21 protein-coding genes are annotated in these 20,628 nt (G+C 51.8%); 10 read left to right on the plus strand and 11 right to left on the minus strand.

Annotated features, from left to right (window positions below; all coding sequences use genetic code 11):
* The first annotated feature begins 115 nt into the window (after positions 1-115).
* The 4 genes from IPH59_11175 (at position 116) to IPH59_11190 (ending at position 6,209) form a co-directional block, all read left to right on the plus strand.
* A complete protein-coding gene (locus IPH59_11175; protein MBK7092259.1) occupies positions 116-1,177 on the plus strand; it encodes a S8 family serine peptidase in 1,062 nt (353 codons plus the stop codon).
* 205 nt (positions 1,178-1,382) lie between these two features.
* Complete coding sequence (locus IPH59_11180; GenBank protein ID MBK7092260.1) at positions 1,383-2,342, plus strand: hypothetical protein; 960 nt, start codon at positions 1,383-1,385, stop codon at positions 2,340-2,342.
* A 298-nt stretch (positions 2,343-2,640) separates the two neighbouring features.
* The gene (locus IPH59_11185) at positions 2,641-3,837 is read left to right on the plus strand and encodes a hypothetical protein (GenBank protein MBK7092261.1); all 1,197 of its coding nucleotides are present in this window, start codon (positions 2,641-2,643) and stop codon (positions 3,835-3,837) included.
* Between the two features lie 407 nt (positions 3,838-4,244).
* Entirely contained in the window at positions 4,245-6,209 is a 1,965-nt protein-coding gene (locus IPH59_11190) for a CHRD domain-containing protein (protein ID MBK7092262.1), read from the plus strand.
* 99 nt (positions 6,210-6,308) lie between these two features.
* On the opposite strand, the gene IPH59_11195 is transcribed toward IPH59_11190, so the two are convergent.
* A complete protein-coding gene (locus IPH59_11195; protein MBK7092263.1) occupies positions 6,309-6,617 on the minus strand; it encodes a DUF3467 domain-containing protein in 309 nt (102 codons plus the stop codon).
* 63 nt (positions 6,618-6,680) lie between these two features.
* On the opposite strand from IPH59_11195, the gene rfaE1 reads away from it, so the two are divergent.
* The 4 genes from rfaE1 to IPH59_11215 all read left to right on the plus strand — a co-directional run bounded on the left by rfaE1 (position 6,681) and on the right by IPH59_11215 (position 9,800).
* A complete protein-coding gene (gene rfaE1, locus IPH59_11200; protein MBK7092264.1) occupies positions 6,681-7,673 on the plus strand; it encodes a D-glycero-beta-D-manno-heptose-7-phosphate kinase in 993 nt (330 codons plus the stop codon).
* Positions 7,674-7,704: 31 nt separating this feature from the next.
* A complete protein-coding gene (gene rfaE2 / locus IPH59_11205; protein ID MBK7092265.1) occupies positions 7,705-8,178 on the plus strand; it encodes a D-glycero-beta-D-manno-heptose 1-phosphate adenylyltransferase in 474 nt (157 codons plus the stop codon).
* Between the two features lie 14 nt (positions 8,179-8,192).
* Positions 8,193-8,708, plus strand: a complete 516-nt coding sequence (locus IPH59_11210) for a hypothetical protein (protein ID MBK7092266.1) — start codon at positions 8,193-8,195, stop codon at positions 8,706-8,708.
* A 120-nt stretch (positions 8,709-8,828) separates the two neighbouring features.
* Positions 8,829-9,800, plus strand: a complete 972-nt coding sequence (locus tag IPH59_11215; protein ID MBK7092267.1) for an HD domain-containing protein — start codon at positions 8,829-8,831, stop codon at positions 9,798-9,800.
* A 70-nt stretch (positions 9,801-9,870) separates the two neighbouring features.
* Here the strand turns inward: IPH59_11215 and IPH59_11220 are convergent, their stop codons facing one another.
* The 10 genes from IPH59_11220 to IPH59_11265 all read right to left on the minus strand — a co-directional run bounded on the left by IPH59_11220 (position 9,871) and on the right by IPH59_11265 (position 17,132).
* Positions 9,871-10,107 carry a hypothetical protein gene (locus IPH59_11220; GenBank protein MBK7092268.1) on the minus strand — a complete coding sequence of 79 codons (237 nt, stop codon included), beginning with the start codon at positions 10,105-10,107 and terminating at the stop codon, positions 9,871-9,873.
* A gap of 441 nt (positions 10,108-10,548) precedes the next feature.
* Entirely contained in the window at positions 10,549-11,604 is a 1,056-nt protein-coding gene (locus IPH59_11225; protein ID MBK7092269.1) for a sigma-54-dependent Fis family transcriptional regulator, read from the minus strand.
* A gap of 68 nt (positions 11,605-11,672) precedes the next feature.
* Complete coding sequence (locus IPH59_11230; GenBank protein MBK7092270.1) at positions 11,673-12,038, minus strand: tetratricopeptide repeat protein; 366 nt, start codon at positions 12,036-12,038, stop codon at positions 11,673-11,675.
* 591 nt (positions 12,039-12,629) lie between these two features.
* Positions 12,630-12,902 carry a hypothetical protein gene (locus IPH59_11235; protein ID MBK7092271.1) on the minus strand — a complete coding sequence of 91 codons (273 nt, stop codon included), beginning with the start codon at positions 12,900-12,902 and terminating at the stop codon, positions 12,630-12,632.
* A 164-nt stretch (positions 12,903-13,066) separates the two neighbouring features.
* The gene (locus IPH59_11240; GenBank protein MBK7092272.1) at positions 13,067-13,408 is read right to left on the minus strand and encodes a hypothetical protein; all 342 of its coding nucleotides are present in this window, start codon (positions 13,406-13,408) and stop codon (positions 13,067-13,069) included.
* A gap of 53 nt (positions 13,409-13,461) precedes the next feature.
* Positions 13,462-13,839 carry a hypothetical protein gene (locus IPH59_11245; GenBank protein ID MBK7092273.1) on the minus strand — a complete coding sequence of 126 codons (378 nt, stop codon included), beginning with the start codon at positions 13,837-13,839 and terminating at the stop codon, positions 13,462-13,464.
* A gap of 547 nt (positions 13,840-14,386) precedes the next feature.
* Complete coding sequence (locus tag IPH59_11250; GenBank protein ID MBK7092274.1) at positions 14,387-15,019, minus strand: S8 family serine peptidase; 633 nt, start codon at positions 15,017-15,019, stop codon at positions 14,387-14,389.
* Between the two features lie 71 nt (positions 15,020-15,090).
* A complete protein-coding gene (locus IPH59_11255) occupies positions 15,091-15,237 on the minus strand; it encodes a hypothetical protein (GenBank protein ID MBK7092275.1) in 147 nt (48 codons plus the stop codon).
* A 98-nt stretch (positions 15,238-15,335) separates the two neighbouring features.
* Positions 15,336-16,130, minus strand: a complete 795-nt coding sequence (locus IPH59_11260; protein ID MBK7092276.1) for a hypothetical protein — start codon at positions 16,128-16,130, stop codon at positions 15,336-15,338.
* A gap of 84 nt (positions 16,131-16,214) precedes the next feature.
* Positions 16,215-17,132 carry a hypothetical protein gene (locus IPH59_11265; GenBank protein ID MBK7092277.1) on the minus strand — a complete coding sequence of 306 codons (918 nt, stop codon included), beginning with the start codon at positions 17,130-17,132 and terminating at the stop codon, positions 16,215-16,217.
* A gap of 877 nt (positions 17,133-18,009) precedes the next feature.
* On the opposite strand from IPH59_11265, the gene IPH59_11270 reads away from it, so the two are divergent.
* Together IPH59_11270 and IPH59_11275 are read left to right on the plus strand one after the other, a co-directional pair.
* Positions 18,010-19,107 (plus strand): inositol-3-phosphate synthase, encoded by a 1,098-nt coding sequence (locus IPH59_11270; GenBank protein MBK7092278.1) that lies wholly within the window; start codon positions 18,010-18,012, stop codon positions 19,105-19,107.
* A 636-nt stretch (positions 19,108-19,743) separates the two neighbouring features.
* Entirely contained in the window at positions 19,744-19,986 is a 243-nt protein-coding gene (locus IPH59_11275; GenBank protein MBK7092279.1) for a DEAD/DEAH box helicase family protein, read from the plus strand.
* Positions 19,987-20,628: the final 642 nt, after the last annotated feature.

Raw genomic sequence — 20,628 nt, forward strand, 5'->3', positions numbered from 1 at the left:
AGCTTGGCAGCGGTGATATCACTTGATACCGCGGTGCTCTATTGCGGTCCGAACTACTACTTGGACGCCCCCGAACCGTTTCAGCGTAGCTCGCCATTCCTCGATAACCAGTTCATTGGTACCTTCGAAGACCAACCAGCCGCGGCAGCGCTTTCACTTCCAAGCGCACAAACGGTCGTCTACCGGAACTGCAGTCAAGGTTGGTATCATCGATACCGGTCTCAATTTCGAACATCCGCAGTTCGCCGCAAGGTCATCGCACGTTCATTCCGGCTTTGATTTTGTTGATAACGATGCCGATGCCAATGATGAACCGGGCGGCGTCGCCTCTGGTCATGGGACCTTTGTCGCCGGAGCAATTGCATTAGTCGCTCCCGGTGCTGACTTGTATGCTTACCGTACACTGGACACCCTCGGACGCGGAAATGGCTATACAATTGCAAGAGCAGTTGTCAAAGCTGTCGAAGATGGTTGCCGGATCATCAATCTCAGCCTCGGGTTGCGGGGGCATCACAGTGCCATCCACGATGCGATCGACTTCGCCGAAAGTCTCGGCGTGGTTGTCGTAGCAGCTGCCGGCAACGATTCCACTGGTGACGAAAATCTCTTTCCGTTCCCGGCACTGAAGTCATCTGTTATCGCCGTTGCAGCCGTAGATTCACTCAACCATAAAGCCGACTTTTCCAACTGGGGGAACAAGGTCGACCTCTGCGCACCCGGAACAAGAGTCTATGCTCCACATCTGGACACACTTTATGCCTGGTGGGATGGCACAAGCTTTGCAGCGCCAATGGTAGCCGGTGTCGCTGCGCTGATGTTGTCAATCGACTCCAGCCTTACCGCCGATGCAATCGACAGCATACTCGGCGAGACTGCCATTGATATTGACGCAATCAATCCTCTTTATGCAGGTGAATTGGGCAAGGGTCTCGTCAATCCTCCAGCTGCTCTTGCTGCTTTGACCGATTTTGTTTGCGGGGATGCTAACGGCACCAATAGCATCAACATCTCTGATGCTATCTATGTCATTAATTATATCTTCGCCGGAGGCTCGCCGCCAGTTCCCACTCTGGCTGGTGACTGTGATTGCAGCGGTTCGCTCACCATATCCGATGCTGTTTTCTTGATAAATTTTGTTTTTGCAGGCGGGGACCCGCCATGCGGAAACTGCCAATAGACGAGTCTCTCAGACACGTCACAATTGCGGCAGGAAGCGAGCATCCTGCCGCTTTTTTATTGCCCGCCCGCGTATGATGACAAAAATGTCTATATTTCTGCAAATCAGATGAACGGCAATCGGGGAGTATATACTCTGTATTCTGAAAAACAAAATCGCCGAATGCTACCGGGCGAGAACACTCAACCCTTCTGGAGGTTGTACCATGCTGAAAAGCACTCTTAACCATCTCGTCCGAAGCCTTATTGGATTCGCCCTCTCGGCAGTCATGATTGGCTGTTCGGGAAGTTCCTCCGATTCGCCCGTAAGTCCGCTCAACAAACCGCTTACCGGTCCTGACGACTGCCCGAACTGCGAACAGGTCAGCTTCGCTGCGCGCGTTCAGACTATCAACCAGGAGATGTTTCGCGTAACGTTTGCTGGTGCGCCGGACACAGTATTTGCCATACAGAACTGCGAAATGTTCAAATTGGTCGCTGGACACCAAGTCCGTGTGCAGTTTGGCGATATCCAGATCAACGATTCAGTCGAAGTCAACGGCCACCGTCAGGCCAATGGTGATGTAATTGCCCAGCGCTTGAGGATCATGGCCTCCGATGGCAGTTGCGGCTATGACCTTGCCTTCCGTGATTCCATTGCGACAATTGACTACAGCGCCGGCACATTCACGGTCTACGGGCGCACGGAAACAATTTCGATAGATGAGAACACTGTTATTCTCGGGACGAAATCCACACGCCTAAATGCAGCTCTCAGCGGCTCAGAACCGCAGAATAATCAGCAACGTGAACAACTGATCAAAGACCGCGACACAGTTTTGACCTTTACCGACCTGCAAGTAGGCAACGTCGTCGAAGTCAGAGCTGATGTAATTGATGAAACGAATCTCTTGGCAGTAAAAGTCAAGCTTGCCAACTGTGCCGAGAAACTGTGCATAACTTTCGATGCTGTCTTGGCGACAGTTGATTTAGATAACAACACCGTTACCTTTGTTGATCTTGCCTGGGTCGCAACTGTCTGCCCGAACGCACAACTATTTGACGCAGACGGCAACGAATTGACATTAGCCGATTTTGCTGCTGGTGATCAAGTCAGCGTCAAGTGCTTTCCTTCATCAGATGGAACACTCAAGATCTGTCTTATGACCGTCGTCTCTCCTGTGTAGAAATCTCAGGGTGCCAGTGTCGGCACTCTTGAAGTCCGGTAGCAACACCGGCATCTTGAGGACAACAGGCGAAGAAATTCGCCTGTTTTTTTGTCTGAACACAGCAAATCCAATTGCGGTTGTTTAGGTCCTGTATTCATTGAGGGTAAAAGGGGCCAAATTACGCTATTTTTACGCTTTTCTAGAACGTGGACTGTACGGATGACTCTTGTGTTGTCTCTGTCCTACAACACCGATGAAGAAGAGTTTTAACACACAACATACCACGTCGCGAAACATCGCGAGAGGAGAGAACAGAATGCAAAACGGATGGAAGAAGCTCACGGCACAATTGATCGCTGGAATCGCGGTCGTAATGATGATGATCGGATGCTCGAATGATTCACCGCTTTCACCAGACAGCAACCTGACTGCCAACAACAAAGGCGGCGGGACGAACGCGAATCTCGCTGCTCAAGTCGAATTCGGAAGTCACGTCGCATCGGTCGACGTCGATTTACGCAGACTCACCTTTACAACTAATAGCGAAATCGCTTATGCAGCTCCGGATGCCGAGATCGTCCGTCGCAACGGCGGAAACGAAACACCGATTAGCTTCAGCGAGATCGTCGTCGGGGATTCAGTCGAGATCCGCGGCAATCGCCAAGGCGACAACTCCATTCTTGCTGATCGTATCCGCGTTAAGACAGAAGACAACGGTGCTGAGGTAGAATTTGGCGGTCGCGTCGCTACAATCAATGCACTTGCGCGCACAATGACCTTTGTCGGCAATCCCGCCACGATCAATGTTATGCCAAATGCCGAAGTTGTGAACCATGATCTGCAGGTACAGATTGACCTCTCCGAAATCATTGTTGGTGATTCCGTTGATATTCGCGGCACCAACCAACCTGATGGCAGCATCTTGGCAGATCGCGTACGCCTTCGCAAGCCGGACGCTTTTGAAGATTCCGATCTCGAATTCAAGTCAAGAATCAGCGCAATCGATTATTCCGCTGGAACATTCACTGTCGCTGGTCGCAGCGAGACCATTTCCGTAGATGCAACCACCATAATCTACGCCCATCTGTCCGAATTTGAAGACGGCCTTAGCAAGCGCGGCCGCGGCGGCGACGATAATGGCGTCGGCGAGCGTGACACGCTGCTTAGCTTTACCGACATGAAGATAGGCGACTCGGTCGAGGTACACGCAAACATCGTCGATGCCAACAATCTTCAGGCAGTCCGCATCGAATTGGAAGATGTTAACGGCGGTATTCAAGACGTTCAGTTCAAAGCCGCAATTGCTACCCTCGATGTCGCTACCCGCACTGTCACTTTTGTCGGTCAGACTTGGAACGGCACCATCTCAGAAACAGCTCTCCTGACCGGCTTCAATAATGAGTCGATCACGCTGGATGCATTCGCGGTCGGCCAGTTGGTGGAAGTTGAAGGATTTCCGGGCCAGGCCGAAGCACTTCAGATTGTTCGTATGCACAAGGAAGACAACTTGTAGTCGGTCATAATAACTTCGTCGTATCCAACGACCAATCAAGCGCCCGGCAAAGTGCCGGGCGCTTCTTGTTTCTGCCGGTTCGATCCACGTTGACCTGAATTCTATCAGAATCTACCGTACTTACATTTGGAAGTTATGGACCCAAATTATCCTTTTTTTTCGAAAAATAGACTATATTGGTGTACGAATCTGAAACATCGACTACTCTGTTACTCAGAGGCTGAAGCCTCTGGTTACTGCCATTAAAATACTGAATTAGCTTGGGAATTCGCATCGTCTGCCGGTTCGCTCCTGGAATTGCCGCTTTGGCAAGTTCCATCCCTCCGTTAGACAACAGGTTAGAAGTGGACAGGCGTGACCAAACTGAAATCGCATTATCATAAACTATCATTCATAGGAGGAGTCAGATGAACATTCTGTCACGCATCTCGTTGGCGGGATTAGTCGCAACAATTCTATTGGCGGCAAGTCCGCTCTATGCGACAATCCACAACATTTCCGTAGGAAACTTCTTTTTCACACCGGGCAAGACCCAAGCCTGCCTCGGCGACACTGTGCGCTGGACTTGGACCGGTGGCGTGCATCAGGTCGATTCTGATCCCAGTTCCCCCAAGGCGTTTCTCTCGCCCTTACAGAGCCTTCCAGGGTCGACGTATGACTTGATTCTGAGCGTCTCTGATCCCGTCGGGGCATATCCATATACCTGTTCAGTTCATCCGCTCTCAATGATAGACACGATTTTCGTCTCCAACTGCAATCCAACGATCTACACATTCCTTCTGGATGACGATCAGGAAGTTAGCTGCACCGGTACCGGCAGTACGGCAACAGGATTCGGTATCGCTATCCTAAATCCTGCACAGACCCAGCTTTCTGTCTATGTCGAACACAATGTAATCGGCGCCAATGCCGCTCATATCCACTTCGGTGCACCGTGCGTTGATGGCGGTGCCATTCGCTTTGGCTTTACGTCCGCCGTGAGCCCGATTCACGAAACTTGGGCAATCAGCCCGTCAAACGTAGCGGCCCTGCTTGCCGGAAACTTGTATGTCAATATCCACTCGCCCAGCTTCCCGAGCGGTGAAATTCGCGGGCAAATAGTCCAGGCTCCGATAAAGTTTGTCTATACGCTCGATGAGGCCCAGGCTCTCGCAGCTGCTGGTACCAATTCGCTTGCCTCCGGCGTTTCCGTATGCGAATTGAACCCAGCCAGCACTAGCCTCAATGTCAAAGTCACTCACGATGTTCAGAGTACAATCGACGGCCATGTCCACTTCGGAGTGCCCGGTGTAGAGGGTCCGATTCGTTTCGGTTTCGCCAATCCCTTGAGTCCGATCAACGAGAACTGGAGTCTTGACACACTCAATTTGAAAGACCTGATGCAGGGCGACCTATACATCAATATCCACTCAACGGCGTTTCCATCAGGCGAAATCCGCGGCCAGCTCAAGCGGCAGGATGTCAACATCGCCATGAAAATGAATGGCGCCTTGGCGAATGGCGGCGCCGGAACCGGTTCGACTGCGGTTGGATTCACGGTCGCCACGCTCAGTGCAAACCTCAAGACGCTAACAATGCACACAGAGCATAATGTTACCAGTCCCATTGACGCCCACGTCCACTTCGGTGCGCCAAACGTTGAAGGTCCGATTCGTCACGGCTTCGCAAGCTCGGCGAGTCCTTCCAACGAAGTCATGAACTTGACCGCCACCGACGTTACCGACTTGTTAGCCGGTAACCTCTACATCAATATCCACTCGACGGGTTTCCCGTCCGGTGAGATTCGCGGTCAGCTCGTGCTCGAACAGCCCCAGACTTATGTGTTGGGATTGGATGAATCTCAAGCCGCGGCTTGCGCCGGAACCGGCAGCGCCGCTACTGGCTCTTGCACCGCCAAGCTCAAAGCCGGTGGCCGCGAAATGACCATCGACCTTACGCACAACGTATCCAGCCCGATTGACGGTCACGTTCATCGTGGCGCGATTTGCGTCTCCGGACCAATCATTTTCGGCTTCAGCAGTCCAGCCAGTCCGATTCGCGAAGTCTGGTACCTCGGCGTTCCCGACATCATTGACATGCTGCAGGAAGAGCTTTATGTCAACGTCCATTCTGTTGCGTTCCCGGTCGAAGAAATCCGCGGACAAATCGGCGCGCCGCCAGCACCTGCCTGCCTTTGCGGTGATGCCAACAACAGCGGTGGCTTCAGTATTTCCGACGCCGTCTACATCATCGCCCACATCTTTGGCGGCGGTCCGGCACCCGCTCAACCGTGTCTTGGCGACGCCAATGGTAGCGGCGGTATCAGTATCTCTGACGCTGTGTACTTGATCGCACACATTTTCGGCGGCGGACCGGCTCCATTCTGCCCGTAAACGACTTCTCATAGGCCAAGAAGAAGGCGCTCTCGCAATTGCGGGAGCGCCTTCTATTTGGGCAGAGTCAACGTGAATGACAAAGTTACGTTTCTTGTTTTACTGCGGCTCCGGCCGGGCAAAACCGATATTCTTCTGGTCAACGTCACCCTGAATCTTGATCTCGCCGAATTTCTCCTCATACTTCTTGAGATTATCCTCAAGCGTCTTCAGTACCGACTTGGCGTTTTGCGGCGTCATAATGACTCGGGCAAATACACGTGCTTTCGGTGTCCCGGGTAGAAAACGGGCGAAATCGAGAATAATCTCCGAAGGCGAATGCCCAATCATGACCAGATTAGAGTAAATTCCCTCGGCTTCGGCTTCGCGCAGTTCCAATTGTATCTGTTGAGTAGGTGGCTTGTTCATGGTTCCTCCTTGTCAAGGCGTTGCCAGTGTAATATAATATGCGCTGCAGTCAAGGAGATTAACTTGTCGATTCTGACACTCAAACGGCTCCAGGAGCTGTTCGACAACCTCAGTAGCGCCCGCGTTCTGGTCTATGGCGACCTTATGATCGACCAATACCTCTGGGGCAACGTCAATCGTATCTCGCCGGAAGCTCCGGTACCCATTGTCGAGGTTACCTCGGAAACCATGCACCTTGGCGGAGCCGCCAATGTTGCGCGCAATATCAGCGCCATCGGCTGTAATGTCGAATTGGTCGGATTAGTTGGCGATGATGAAAACGCCGCCAAACTCCAGCACCTTCTCGAGCGGGAAGGGATCAGCCAACACAAACTTGTCAGCGATCAAAAACGGCCCACGACGGTCAAAACTCGCATCATCGCGCACAACCAGCAAGTCGTTCGCGCCGATCGTGAATCACGCGACGAAATCGATGGCTATACCGAAAACGAATTCGTTAAGCACATCGAAGGCCGTCTCGACGACCTTCAGTGCCTGCTCATTTCCGACTATGGCAAGGGCGTGATTACTTCGTCCTTCCTGAATACGATCGTTAGTCTTGCCCGCAAAAAGGGCAAACTTATCGCTGTCGATCCAAAGGAAACTCACTTCCGGAATTACAAACAGGTCTCAGTCATTACCCCCAACGAACACGAGGCTGCCTTCGCCGCTGGCAAGCGCATTCGCGATGACGAATCACTGAAAGATGTCGGTTGGGGACTACTGAAGGAACTTGAACTTGATTCAATCCTGGTCACCCTCGGTGCGCGTGGAATGGCGCTGTTCGAACAAGACGGCAACTTCAACCATCTCCCGACAGTCGCCAAGAAAGTGTTCGACGTAACCGGGGCAGGGGATACCGTCATCGCTGTAATGACTGCCATGATGGCGGCCGGCGCAACCAAGCTGGAAGCGGCATACATTGCAAATCAAGCGGCTGGAATTGTCGTCGGCTATATCGGCACGGCCTATGTCAGTCGCGATGAGCTGCTTGAGACAATCGCGGAGCAACTGTAACCACTCTATGTAACTTTCGAAAACGAATCTAATGACGAAGATAATTTCCAAAAGCGCAGTCCCCGAACTCGCCAAACGCCTCCACAAGGGCCGTAAACGTATCGTTTTCACCAACGGAGTGTTTGATATCCTCCATGCCGGTCATGTCGATTATCTGACTCGTGCTCGCAAACTCGGAGACTTGCTGATAGTTGGCCTCAATACTGACGCCTCCGTCAAAGTCAACAAGGGCGACCTTCGTCCCATAGTCCCCTATAAATATCGCGCAAAGATGCTTGCCGCTCTCACGGTTGTAGACTATATTGTCCCTTTAGAGAGAAAGACACCTGATAAGCTCATTCCATTGATCAATCCTGATATCCTTGTCAAGGGTGCCGATTACAAGGTCTCGGAGATTGTCGGTGCTGACTTCGTTCTCGAACATGGCGGCAAAGTCGTGCGCATGAAATTGGTCAAAGGACTCTCCACCAGCGAGATTATTCGTCGAATCAAGCAGACATACTGATTGTGAGGGGTGAAATGAAAATCTTGAATCTTCGGTCAAAGTGGGCAGCGGTCGCATTTGCGCTCTTGCTGCTAACAGTCGCCGGTTGCTACAACAACCAGGAATACACGCTCAAAAATCCAAGGCACCTGCCTCGTCTCGACTGGGACAATGACGAAATGCCAATAGAGCGTCTTCTGGACTCAACGTCCGGCGTCTTTAGCTTGCCCCCGGGACACGAAGAACAAATGCTCCCCGCACGCTTGACCCCAACCTGGCGACTCGGTGATTCACACCCCGATAGAATCAAGACGATCTACTATGACTCCACCAAGCAGATTAATCCCAGCGGCTACTCGTGGGAAAATGGCACGCTCATCATCATGGAATCCCGCAACTACCAGTACGTTACCTATCAAGTAGATCTCGATCGCGTAGACTCGATTCGCGTGATGTTCTCCGACACTGAAGAAAAGGAAGGCATCACCCGGCTCATTTCTGCGCTCAGTTTTATCGCCTTCGTAATCGTCATGAGCGCGACTATCGATTAACTCAGGCTCAATCGTACTTGACAATCCATAGTCACAATCAATAATTGGGACGAGTTCCTAAAGCCGTCAGCGCTTTGCAATCGCAGCAGATAACAGAAAGTACGTGTGGAGTCTAACAACTTGAAAATTCGCGACGTCAACACCGGCGACCTGCTCTTGGGCTACTACGCCCTCACCAAATGCGATCTGGTCCCGTTCACCGGTGGTGTCCGTCTCCAACTTGAGATGTCCGACTCAACCGGCCGCATCGCTGGTATTATGTGGGGAGAAGAAGCAGAACAAACCTACCCGTCGCTCAAAGACGCCACCGTCGTCAAAGTCAAGGGCCTCGTCAGTTCCTATCGCGGCACTATGCAGGTCCAGGTCGAGAAGGTCCGTCCCGCCAAGACTGACGAATATGACCCGTCCGAATTGCTGGCCGCCAGCGAGTTCTCGCTCGAAGAACTCGAGGCCGGTATCGAAGAGATGGTCAACCTCATCACCGATGAAGAACTTCACACGCTGGTCGTCGAAGTCCTCTACGATGAGGATGTCAAACGCCACTATTTTCAATCGCCTGCCGGGACCAAATGGCACCACGGCTACTTGCGCGGCCTCGCCGAACACTCGCTTTCGATGGCACGACTGGCGTCCAAAGTCTGCGAACACTACGACTACCTCGACAGGTCGCTGCTGATCTCAGGCGCATTGCTTCACGATGTCGGCAAAATTTCCGAACTGGAGGTTGGCGCCACCTTTGAATATTCCGTCGATGGCCGGCTCTTCGGCCACATGGTGATTGGTTTCGAAATCGTCAAATCCGCCGCCGACCGTCTCGGCTTGCAGGGCGACGTCAACGTCAAACGCCTCCTGCACATGATCCTATCGCATCAGGGCAAGAAGGAATACTCCGCGCCGGTCGAACCGGAATTCGAGGAAGCTTTCGCCTTATACTTCATTGACGAACTCGACTCCAAGCTGAATGCGATTTCCCGCATCCGCTCCAAACCAGAAAATCAGGGCCGCCCCTTTTCCGACTGGGTGCAACTGCTCGGCGGATTCTTGTACCTCGAACGAAAAGAACCTTCCAGCGACAATCCAGAATCAGACTAAATCACCATCAGCTATTCGGAGCCGCCCTTACTCTTCCGCCGGATACTTCTCATAACTTGTTGTTAAGCACTCAACCTGCCAAATAGATAATTGTTGCCGCAACGCAACCGGCTCCGACTGCTGAGAGTAACGCCTTCCACCAGATACGTCGCTCGGATGGAAGGCTGAACCACAATGGAATTACGCCGCACGATCCGCCGATGAACCACGCTGACCACGGCACAATGAATCGCGCTAGTACGGTCGAAACGAGAACGATGGTAGCCGCCATAGCTGCGTAGTAAACTTCCGGTTTGGTTTGTGACATATCTAAGTCTCCCGAGTCTTAAGAAATTCGACCTAAAGTGTTGTAAACAAAAAAAGAGCTCCCCCCCGCCGCCATGCAGGCGCCTGTGAGTCCTTGTCTGCGTCAACTCACAGCGCCTGCGACAGGCGGAGCTTGCAACGTTCACCCTGAAAGAAGCAACAAGCAGTCCATCAGAGTTTGCCACTTGCTTTCAACGCGACTCGCAATTCACCATCGCAACTTCGATGCCAACTCAAACTCCGATCGTGCGAGTTTGCTAAGTCGTTGCCAGAGAACGATGCTGTTGTGATAGGGAAGGGGGGTAATTAGGAAAATCGAGGCTATAAATCAAAAACTGACGAAACCGTTTCGACACCCTTTCGTCACCTGTCTTGTAAGTTGTTGGGAGATAATACTAATCAGTGACGAAAAGGCTTCGTCACTCGTTCGTCACTTCGTCAGTTACAGAAGTCCGAACTTCTTCAAGTGCGAAATCAGCGTCGTCCGCGGAATCCCCAGCTCGCGCGCCATACCCGAAATGTTGCCCTGATGACGCTCCAGCATCTCGATCAATGCCGCCTTCGACTCGGTTACGTCGGGATGATTGAGCATGCTCAGTGCACTCTCGAGCGCCGGAATCAAATCGCCATTCGTGTTCGTCAGAGTCGCCAGATTGACCAGGTGCCGCACTTCACGTACGTTGCCTGGCCAGTCATATCCGTTTAGCCGCGACTCAAGTTGACCATACTGCGCCGTCGTCAGCTCGATATCCTGCGTCTTGAGAAATCGCGAAATCAGCGGCATCACATCTTCGCGCCGTTCGCGCAGCGGCGGCAGACCGATCTCAACTTCAGCAAGACGATAATACAAATCGCGGCGGAATTCCTTGCTCGCGATCCGCTCCTGAAGATTATGATTCGTCGCCGCAATAAATCGCACATTCACGCGCACATCTTCGTTCGCCCCGAGACGGCGAACCGTCTTGGTCTCAATCACGCGCAGAAGTTTGCTCTGTATCGCCGCCGGCGCATCGCCGATCTCGTCAAAATAAAATGTCCCGCCGTCGGCAGACTCGATCAGGCCCGGTTTGTCGGCGGTTGACCCGGTGTAGGTCCCTTTCTTGACGCCGAACAACTCACACTCAAGCAGATTCTCCGGCACTGCGGCGCAATTGATCGCCGTAAACGGACCGCCGCTGCGATTGCCGGTTGCGTGAATATACTCTGCCAGCAAATCCTTGCCCGTGCCCGTTTCGCCCGTAATCAGTACCGACATGTCGCGGTCCTTGACCCGTTCCACCAGCTCCATGATATCGCTCATCGAACGGCTCACCGCAATCACCACCGGAACAGCCGGCGCGCTCTTAAGCGTCAGGCTTCGTTTTGTCTTGTCGGGATTGCCTGCCTTCAGATTGGTAATCTTTCCCAGCGCCTCATCCACTTGCGCGACGCGCTTCGGAACTTCCATCTCGACAAACAGCGCCTTCGCGGCTTTGAGCTGTTCAATTTGTGCTTCCACCGAATACGCCTGCGACCGGCCCGCATCGAAATGGCTCAAAGCCAATTCATAGCGCGCGCCCAATTGCCTCAGCAGATCGATTGACTTTTCAAAATACTCCCGCGCCTTGGCGTGGTCGTTGTCGTGCGTATGAATCTGCCCGTAAGCCCGCCACAGTGCGCCCAATTCGATGCGTTCGGAAATCTTGTTGATCGCGGCATCAGCCCTGGCGGCGGTCGCTTGGCGGCGTCCCAGTTGCCTTCAGCGATTTCAACATCGGTGAGCATCCGCAAAGTCTGCGCTACTGCCGAAGCTGTCGGTTCCGGCATGGCAAGAACCTGATCGTAGTATTCGCGCGCCTTGGCATAGTTCCCAGCGAAGTATTCGTTAAGACCGAGATATTCAAGGCAGACTGCGAATCGCGAACCATTTTCTCGATGAAGCCTTTGCCTCAAAGAGGCGCCGTTTGAGTGCAAATTCCAGGCGACATATTACACGCGCCTTGACCCAGCGCCCGGAGGGTCGGCACGTCAGGCCAGCGGCTAACTCAACATCGAGTGCTCTTAACTCGCCGCGCAGCCACAAGGAAAGAGCATATCCCTGTCTGCATAGATTAATGGCAGCTTCAGAGTTATGTTGAATTGCCAGATCTAAAGACCTTCGACAGTTTTCTTTCGCAAGATCCAGTTCTCCCGTGAGAATCTTAAGAAGTCCCAAGTTCAGAGCGGCCGAACAAGTTGATTTGTCCAGCCGCTTGCGAACACGTAGCTCAAGTAAGCTTCACTTGGCGGCTCGCTAGGCGATCCAAATAAGTCCGTATCGTCAATTTCTCAGAAGCATACAAGTTGTCGTCCAAGAACTTGCGACAACCAAGTGCAGACTTAATCTTAACCAATGAAACTTGCCCAAATGTAGAGTGACCCGACGAAAGTCCAGATCGCGCTATCTCAACTAGACCAATTCTAAAACATCGTCTCTGATAACTTGGATCCCATCTCACAGTTCATCCTTGTTTGAAGAATAGAACTCGAGTTCGAAAGACCTGTTCAAGACGTCCAACATAGGTTAGATCCTCCACGACCAGTATCATAGTCAATCTCCATCCACGGCTTCCACTTTTTCGGTTCCCGGAAATCCTTCTCAGGTCCATCCGAAGGTGGCGTCGTCTTGATCTCCGGTTTAACTACCGGAGTCGAATCGATGCTAAGCCACAACCGAAGCTGCGCCTTTACGGCCATCAACACCGACTCCATAAACGTCGGAGCGGCTTCGTCAGTCAATGATTGAAGCTGCACCACTGCGGATTGGCCGACGTTCACCGGCCATCAGCACGGAAAGTACCAAATCCCTGCAAGGCCAGCAGGATCAAATGTCTGGCGGTCAGCTTCATGCTAATCATCTACCTCGTTTAAGATTCTCTTATCGTTATCTCATTATCCAAGTCTAATAGGTCGAAACCCATGTGGTTAGGACCGACGAACTTCTACTTTGATACCGTATCTCCGCCCGTATCCAATGCTGCTTCCGTTGATTGCTTCCACTTCTTCGGATCGTAGTTGCTCTTCAACGGTCCATCCGAAGGCGTCGTCGTCTTGATCTCCGGCTTGACTACCGGCGTCGAATCGATACTCAGCCACAACCGAAGCTGCGCCTTCACAGCCATCATCACCGACTCCATAAACGTCGGAGCGGCTTCGTCAGTCAATGATTGAAGCTGCACCACTTGCGGATTGGCCCCCGCACGTTCACCGGCCATCGAAGGCACGGAAAGTACCAGAATCCCTGCAAGGACCAGCAGGATCAAATGTCTGGCGGTCAGCTTCATACTAATCATCTACCTCGTTTAAGATTCTCTTATCGTTATCTCGTTATTCAAGTTCAATATGTTAGAACCCACGCGGTTCGGACCGACGGATTTACTTCACTTCGATACGTCACCGCCGTTATCCAGATACAACTCCAGCCACGGCTTCCGCTTGTTAGGATCCGTGAACCCTTCTCCGGTTGATCCGTCGTCGTCGTCTTGATCTCCGGTTTGACTACCGGCGTCGAATCGATGCTAAGCCACAACCGAAGCTGCGCTTTTACAGCCATCATCACCGACTCCATAAACGTCGGAGCGGCTTCGTCAGTCAATGATTGAAGCTGCACCACTTGCGGCTGGGCTCCAGTTCGTTCACCGGCCATCAAAGGCACGGAAAGTACCAGAATCCCTGCAAGGACCAGCAGGATCAAATGTCTGGCGGTCAGCTTCATACTAATCATCTACCTCGTTTAAAATTTTGAAATTACGAATTTGCGGATCCAATATCATTATCGGCATAACCATAGCCACAACTTGACTGCGAAGTCTCGCTTCAATGTGCTGTGCCATGTCTCTCCCCCGACGTTGCTCAACAACTGAACAACAGCCGTTTCTGTCGAATGTGATGGACCTAAGTTTTTCCGAACAATACTATAAGTGTTAATTCAAAGACGCAATTAAGTGAGATTTTGTCAAGAAAAAAAGCACGCCTCATCCGGCTATTTATCCACTTTGACGCCCTCCCGCCGCCTTCCCGCCGCCTTTACTGTCAGAACCTGTCACAAATGGACAGCAATAGTCTACGTTTGAAGTGAATGATCCCAATTCAATACGAACTCTCCGATACAAAACCGCCCGCAACCTCGGCTAAAGGTTGCGGGCTTTGTCGACCAAACCCAGTTCAGGAGTGTGATTGTTGTCGCCGCTGTTAGAGACAAGGACCCGGAGCCGGGCCGTTTCCGAAGATATGTGCAATTAAGTAGATGGCATCGGTAATGCTCATATGCCACTACAATTGGTGTCGGCTACTCCCGGGTTGGTCTCTGGCGCTGGCCCGCCTGCAAAGATGTGAGCAATTATAAAAACAATGTCGCTAACGGTGACCGATCCGTCATTGTTGGCATCACCGCGCTTGACTTCAGTGACAGCCTTGTCGGCATTGACCCGCCCCCAGCCAACCAAGTCATTGACTCTTCCGTCACCACCGCCATAAGGTTCGCGGTCTGCCGAGTGGCGAATAATCTCGTAAACAAGCTCAGCGTTTCCCTGCACAGCTGCTTGGCCATTAAACCACGGATTCGCAATGTACATTTTGGCGATAATACCGGCAACCAATGGCGCGGCAAAAGAAGTACCTGTAACTTTGCACGCGAGATCGAGATTGTTATCGCAACTATGGTCGATATCGGCAGGATTTAGTCCGTCGCCTCCCGTCAAATCCAATGTCCAGACGTCTTTGCCGGGAGCAACGACATCCAGTTCCGGCCCAGCTCCAGAACCTGTGACATAATTATCATTGCGATCCGTCATCCCAACCGCCAACACGTAGGGTGAATTCGCCGGGTAATCGATTATTGTGTCGTTTCCGGCCGAAACAACGACCCCAATGCCGACATCGTAGCAGTTCTTAATAAGGTTGTCGCGCTTGGCGAGACATAATCGGGAAAATTCAAGTCAAACAAATCACCCGTGCATTGCCGTTGTTACGTGCCCACAAAAATGCCGCGGAAGATCGCCGCCCCGCTCGTGTTCTTGTCGGCATCGATGATCTTGATTGGCATCACAAACGGTCGATCCTCAACTCCCGATATCCCGAAGCCATTGTCGGTCGTTGCCTTGAGAATCCCCAAGGCGGCTGTGCCGTGCCAGCAAAGTATGTCCGTTCCTGTGCACTCGATCGATGGGTCATTGTCGGAGATATTAAGCCCAACAGTTTCACCTCAACGCATCATATGACCAAACGCTCCAATTTCCGGCAAGTTCTTGATGGTCTTGCTGGAATCCTGGCATCCATCAATGCAACAGTCGGATAGGAGACTAAAGCTCTCTGATGCAAATTCGATTCGTTCCAGTCAATATCGGCATCTGCACTGCCGCCTTCCTGACCGAAATTGTGAAGTTGATATTGATACTCATAGTATGGGTCAAGCGACGCGGGATACGCAACAAAGGTCATCGCCGGTTCAAACGCCAAACACAGTCCGGTGTTGAAGTAGTCCCTCGCTATTTTGGTGATATCCGATTGCGTTTTCATATTGTAGTCAAGCACAAAGGCCTTCAATTTGTCGTCGAGAACTTCCACGCGATCCAGGCCAAACACCAATTCCAACGAATCGATCTGAGCCTGGTCTGTTGACTGCAAGTAGGTCACCATTAGCTGATTATTCATTTTCCAGCGATCACCGTAGCGATTGTGGGCCACTGGATTGACCATCGTTACGTTTTCTTGTGAACGAAGCTCAGACATTGCCTGAGCCAGTGAATAGCCCGGCTCGATACGGAAGATATGGGTCCGGTTGCCGACAAACTCGAAATCGCTGTTATCAACAAGCAGCGATTGCTCAAGAGCGAAGGCTCGAGCATCTTCGCGGTGGCTCGGATCAAATCGAACGGCAACCAGCGAATCGAACACATTCAGGTTGATGGGACTGCCATCAAGATTGTAGTAGAAGAAATCCGATTGTGCTGACACACTCGTTAGTGATAGTGCCAGCAAGGTTAAGACTAAGTAAACGTATTTCATTGTCTGTACTCCTAAGAAATCAAAGTTTCGGACCAATCGCCATGCGGCCGATGGCCCGGTGAAAATCGGGGGTAATGAATTTGATCAACTCACGCTCTTTGTAATCAAAGAGCGCCAGCATACCGCCGCCAGTGCCAAGCCATCCACCACTGATATATATCTTGTCCCCAGAAGGGGAAAAGATGGGTTGATCTGCAGCAAGTTGCCGAAACGGTTTTCGTCGTATCCATAAGTCGAGTAGGCATGAAGCTGAGCACCGGTCTGGGCATCAAGGACGAAAAGCATGCCGAAATTATCCTGACTGCGCGGTCCATATTCACTGGCATAGACTTCACGGTCATCCGGCGAAACACCAACCCCGGACCATGGCCCGCGAAGGATCTTGTACCAGTCCAACTGATTGGAAGTCAGATCGAAGGCGCCGATAATTGCGTACTCCGGTGTTCCTCCGACACCCGCCTTGAAATAGATTCTGGTGCCGGCTGGATTCAGGCAGAAATGCTTTACCGTGACCTCGTGCCCGTATATCGCGTCAATGATCGGGTGCGGTGTGAGAACTCGGTCGATATAGTCGTAAGAATATATGCGACTGCCAGTCGAACCGTAGGCTTTGTGACGCGGCGTGTCCATTTCATAAACGCTGAAGTCGGCCAGTGCCAGATCTTCGTAGACCAGTGAAAACGAAGGATAAGACAGAACTCGCAAGCCACGATATTCGCCGTTCTCCACCGGCACATTGCCAACGACCAGATTGTTCGTCAGGTCAAAAAACGGAACCATCCGATCCGGAAGTTCACGAATGAACTCCCGCGTTTGGGCGTCATACAAGTAGCAGTGAACGCCGATATCCTCAAGCGGTGACGATGTCACCGCCAAGTACTGGCCGTCTGATGAAACATCAAGAAACCCCGTCGGCTCATCTGGCACGTCGATGCTGTCCACAATGGAATCCGTCTCCATGTCGACGACATCGACATCATAGAGCTGCGGGTTTAACTCCACATAATAGAGGAAGCCCTTATATGTCTCAACCGTCTCATCCTTCGGACAGGTCGGGGTAAATCGAAGTCAGTTTTGTCAATTGCCGTGACATATTGTCTCCTTTGTCTTGAATGTCGAAATCGTTCTTCGTCATAGTCCCTCCCACATGCCGTGTCATGCCCAAACGTTCTGCATTGCCTGCCGTCATTACGAGCGGCTCGCGGTCATCCCTGTCGCGAACAGGGACGATCGTCAAACCGCTGCACCCCGCCTTCTCACGGCGTCAGGCGACGGCACAGTTCAGCCACCTTTCCAAAGCCGCCCGTGGCCGAGGTCTTTGCGGATCGGGAGAACTCCCGCCTCGACCACGCGCACTTCGGCTAATTGCAACAGTCTTCGCTCCGACTCAGAGACTAGCATTCTGTCCATCAGAGTTTGCAAGTTCGAACAAGTCAGATTGATTCAGTAATTGCACATGCAACTTCAGTGCCAACTCAAACTCGGATTGTGCAAGTTTGCTAAGTCGTTGCCGGATAGCGATGGTGTTGTGGTAGGGAAGTGGCACTAATGAAAATCGGGGCTCTAAATCAAAAACTGACGAAACCGTTTCGACACCCTTTCGTCACCTCTCTTGCAAGTCGTTGTGAGATAATACTAATAGGTGACGAAAGGCCTTCGTCACTCGTTCGTCACTTCGTCAGTTGTGTCCAAACGACAGAATTTCCGTGACGCAACTTCCGAATCAAGAGCGCAACTCCTGCTTGCACCGTAGCAAGAGCGAGTGACTCAACGGCTTCACTCCCCTCAAGAACCCCTTGACCTTAAACTTCCACTCTGTTAAACTACCAGTCTATGTTCGCGATTTCGAATTGGAATAACCATAAAGGAGTAGACTTACATGAGCAGTAAAGTACGGGTTGGGATTATCGGCGTCGGCAATTGCGCCTCGTCCTTCGTCCAGGGAGTGGAATACTACAAAAACGCCAAGGACAACGATTTCGTCCCCGGTCTGATGCATGTCAATCTCGGCGGCTATCATATCCGCGATATCGAATTTTCCTGCGCGATTGATATCGACGCCAACAAGGTCGGCAAGGATCTCTCCGATGCCATCTTCACCAAACCGAACAACACCTTCAAGTTTTCCTCCGTTCCCAAGACTGGTGTCAAGGTCGTCCGCGGCATGACCCACGACGGGCTCGGATATTATCTTTCCAAGATCATCAAAAAAGCCCCGGGTGATGCCGTTGATGTCGCCAAGGTGCTCAAAGAAACCGGCACCGATGTCGTGGTGAATTATCTCCCCGTCGGTTCCGAAGAAGCCACCAAGTGGTATGTCGAGCAGGTGCTGGAAGCCGGCTGCGGATTCGTCAATTGCATCCCGGTCTTCATCGCCCGCGAAAAATACTGGCGCGCCCGTTTCGAGAAGAAGGGTCTTCCCGTCATCGGCGACGATATCAAATCACAGGTCGGCGCGACAATCACCCACCGCGTCCTGACCCGCCTCTTCCGCGAACGCGGCGTCAAACTTGAACGCACCAGCCAGCTCAATGTCGGTGGCAATACCGATTTCCTCAACATGCTCGAGCGCAGCCGCCTCGAATCCAAGAAGATCTCCAAAACCAACACCGTCACCTCGCAGCTCGACTCCGATCTGGGCGCCGACAATGTCCATATCGGCCCGTCCGACTACGTCGCCTGGCTGACCGACCGCAAGTGGGCCTATATCCGCATGGAAGGCCGCACTTTCGGCGATGTGCCGTTGAATCTGGAATTGAAGATGGAAGTTTGGGATTCGCCGAATTCCGCCGGTGTGGTGATCGATGCCGTCCGCTGCTGCAAGCTGTCGCTCGATGCCAAGCTCAAATCCGCAATGGAAGCGCCGTCTTCATACTTCATGAAGTCGCCGCCGGTGCAGTACTTCGATGACGATGCCGCACCGCCACCGAGCAGTTCATCGCGACCTATAGCCAAGGCTTCCAGCAAAAGCCGTTAAAGCCGCCGCCAAACGCCTGGCAGCAAAAAAGTCGCCAAAAAGACCGCGACGAAGAAGTAGCCTTGTAGGTCAGGGCCCTTGCTCCTGACATCGCGCAATGCGCGAATAGAATTCGTAGGGGGCGCAGCATGCTGCCCGCTAATAAGCTTCTATGATTGTTTGGTGACTGTCTCCGGTTTTGCTAGGGCAGTTATCCGGACAGGAATGGCCCGTATTTAGGTCAACTTGCCAACGTGTTTCTAATCACACCTTTGGTAATAGTATTTCACCTCAACATCATGTTGGAGATGGAGTCGATTATGAGAATGTTTCTTTTGATCGTTACATTGGTAGTGGGGAAAGCGCTGCTGGGAGGGTTCTGGTCAGGTGACCAGTTTCCAAGACTCGATGTGTGCTTAGGACAAGAAGGCAGACTTTTGCCTGTTTGCATGGGGAGTCGCTTGGGAGGTTCGATTCCTCCTCCACCCATTCTGAATCAGCAAGGTCATGGAGTTTTGCCGCGCAGATAACTCTCACTCAGGATGCCGGTTGGGTGGATATTGAGGACGATCAATCACGAATTGAAGGCACTGGGCAACAAATGAAAAACTTAGAGTTTCAGTTTTCTCGACTCCTCGACCAACCGACCCGCTAAAAATCTTTGAGAGACTTACGCTGAGAGGTTCAATCAAAAACATTTGGGAACCACAAGCCGAAGCTCTCAAGCTATGGGATGCAAATAGGACAACCCAAGATGTCTTAATCCAAATGAACACTGGCGGCGGCAAGACACTGGTTGGATTGCTTATAGCCCAGTCCCTCGTGAATGAGCAGAAAGGTAGAGTTCTGTATCTATGCCCAAACAATCAACTGATTGAGCAAACTACAGGCGCGCACTAGAAATTGGTCTAGCGCACTCAAGTTACTATAGCGGGCAGTGGCAAAACCAGACAGCTTATCATTCCGGCTCGAACTTCTGCATAACTAATTACGCCGCCGCATTCAACGGTAAGACAATTTTCGAAACGAAGACTTGGATGCAGGTGTCTTTGACGATGCTCATGTTGCAAAGAACGTCATTCGCAGCAATTTTGCTTTGAATATTCCAAGTTCATCCTGCCTTCGACAAGATGGTCCACATTTTGCGAGGTCATTTCGCCAATAGTTCCCAGTTACAACAACTTGACGACATAGTCGACAAACGGCCGTCTAATATATTATTTGTTCCGGCATATGTGGTCGCGGAGAATTGCGCTGTGATTCGCAAGACTCTATTGGACGCTAATGTTGATAAATCAGACGAATCGACCTTTGTATGGGAACATTTGAAGGATCACCTTGACCGATGCTGCGTCCTTGTAGACTATAGAGGATTCGAAATTGGTCCAGTAATGCTACCAATTTGGAAATTCAAGTACTTTCATTCGAACGTCCGCAAGGGTCTATCTCACCGCCACTCTTCCATCGCAAGCCTCCTTCCTTCGAACTTTTGGAATCGCGCACCCACACGAAATTCGGCCAACTGGTAAGTCTGGCGACGCA

This window comes from bacterium (assembly GCA_016708315.1).
GTDB lineage: Bacteria > Zixibacteria > MSB-5A5 > CAIYYT01 > CAIYYT01 > JADJGC01.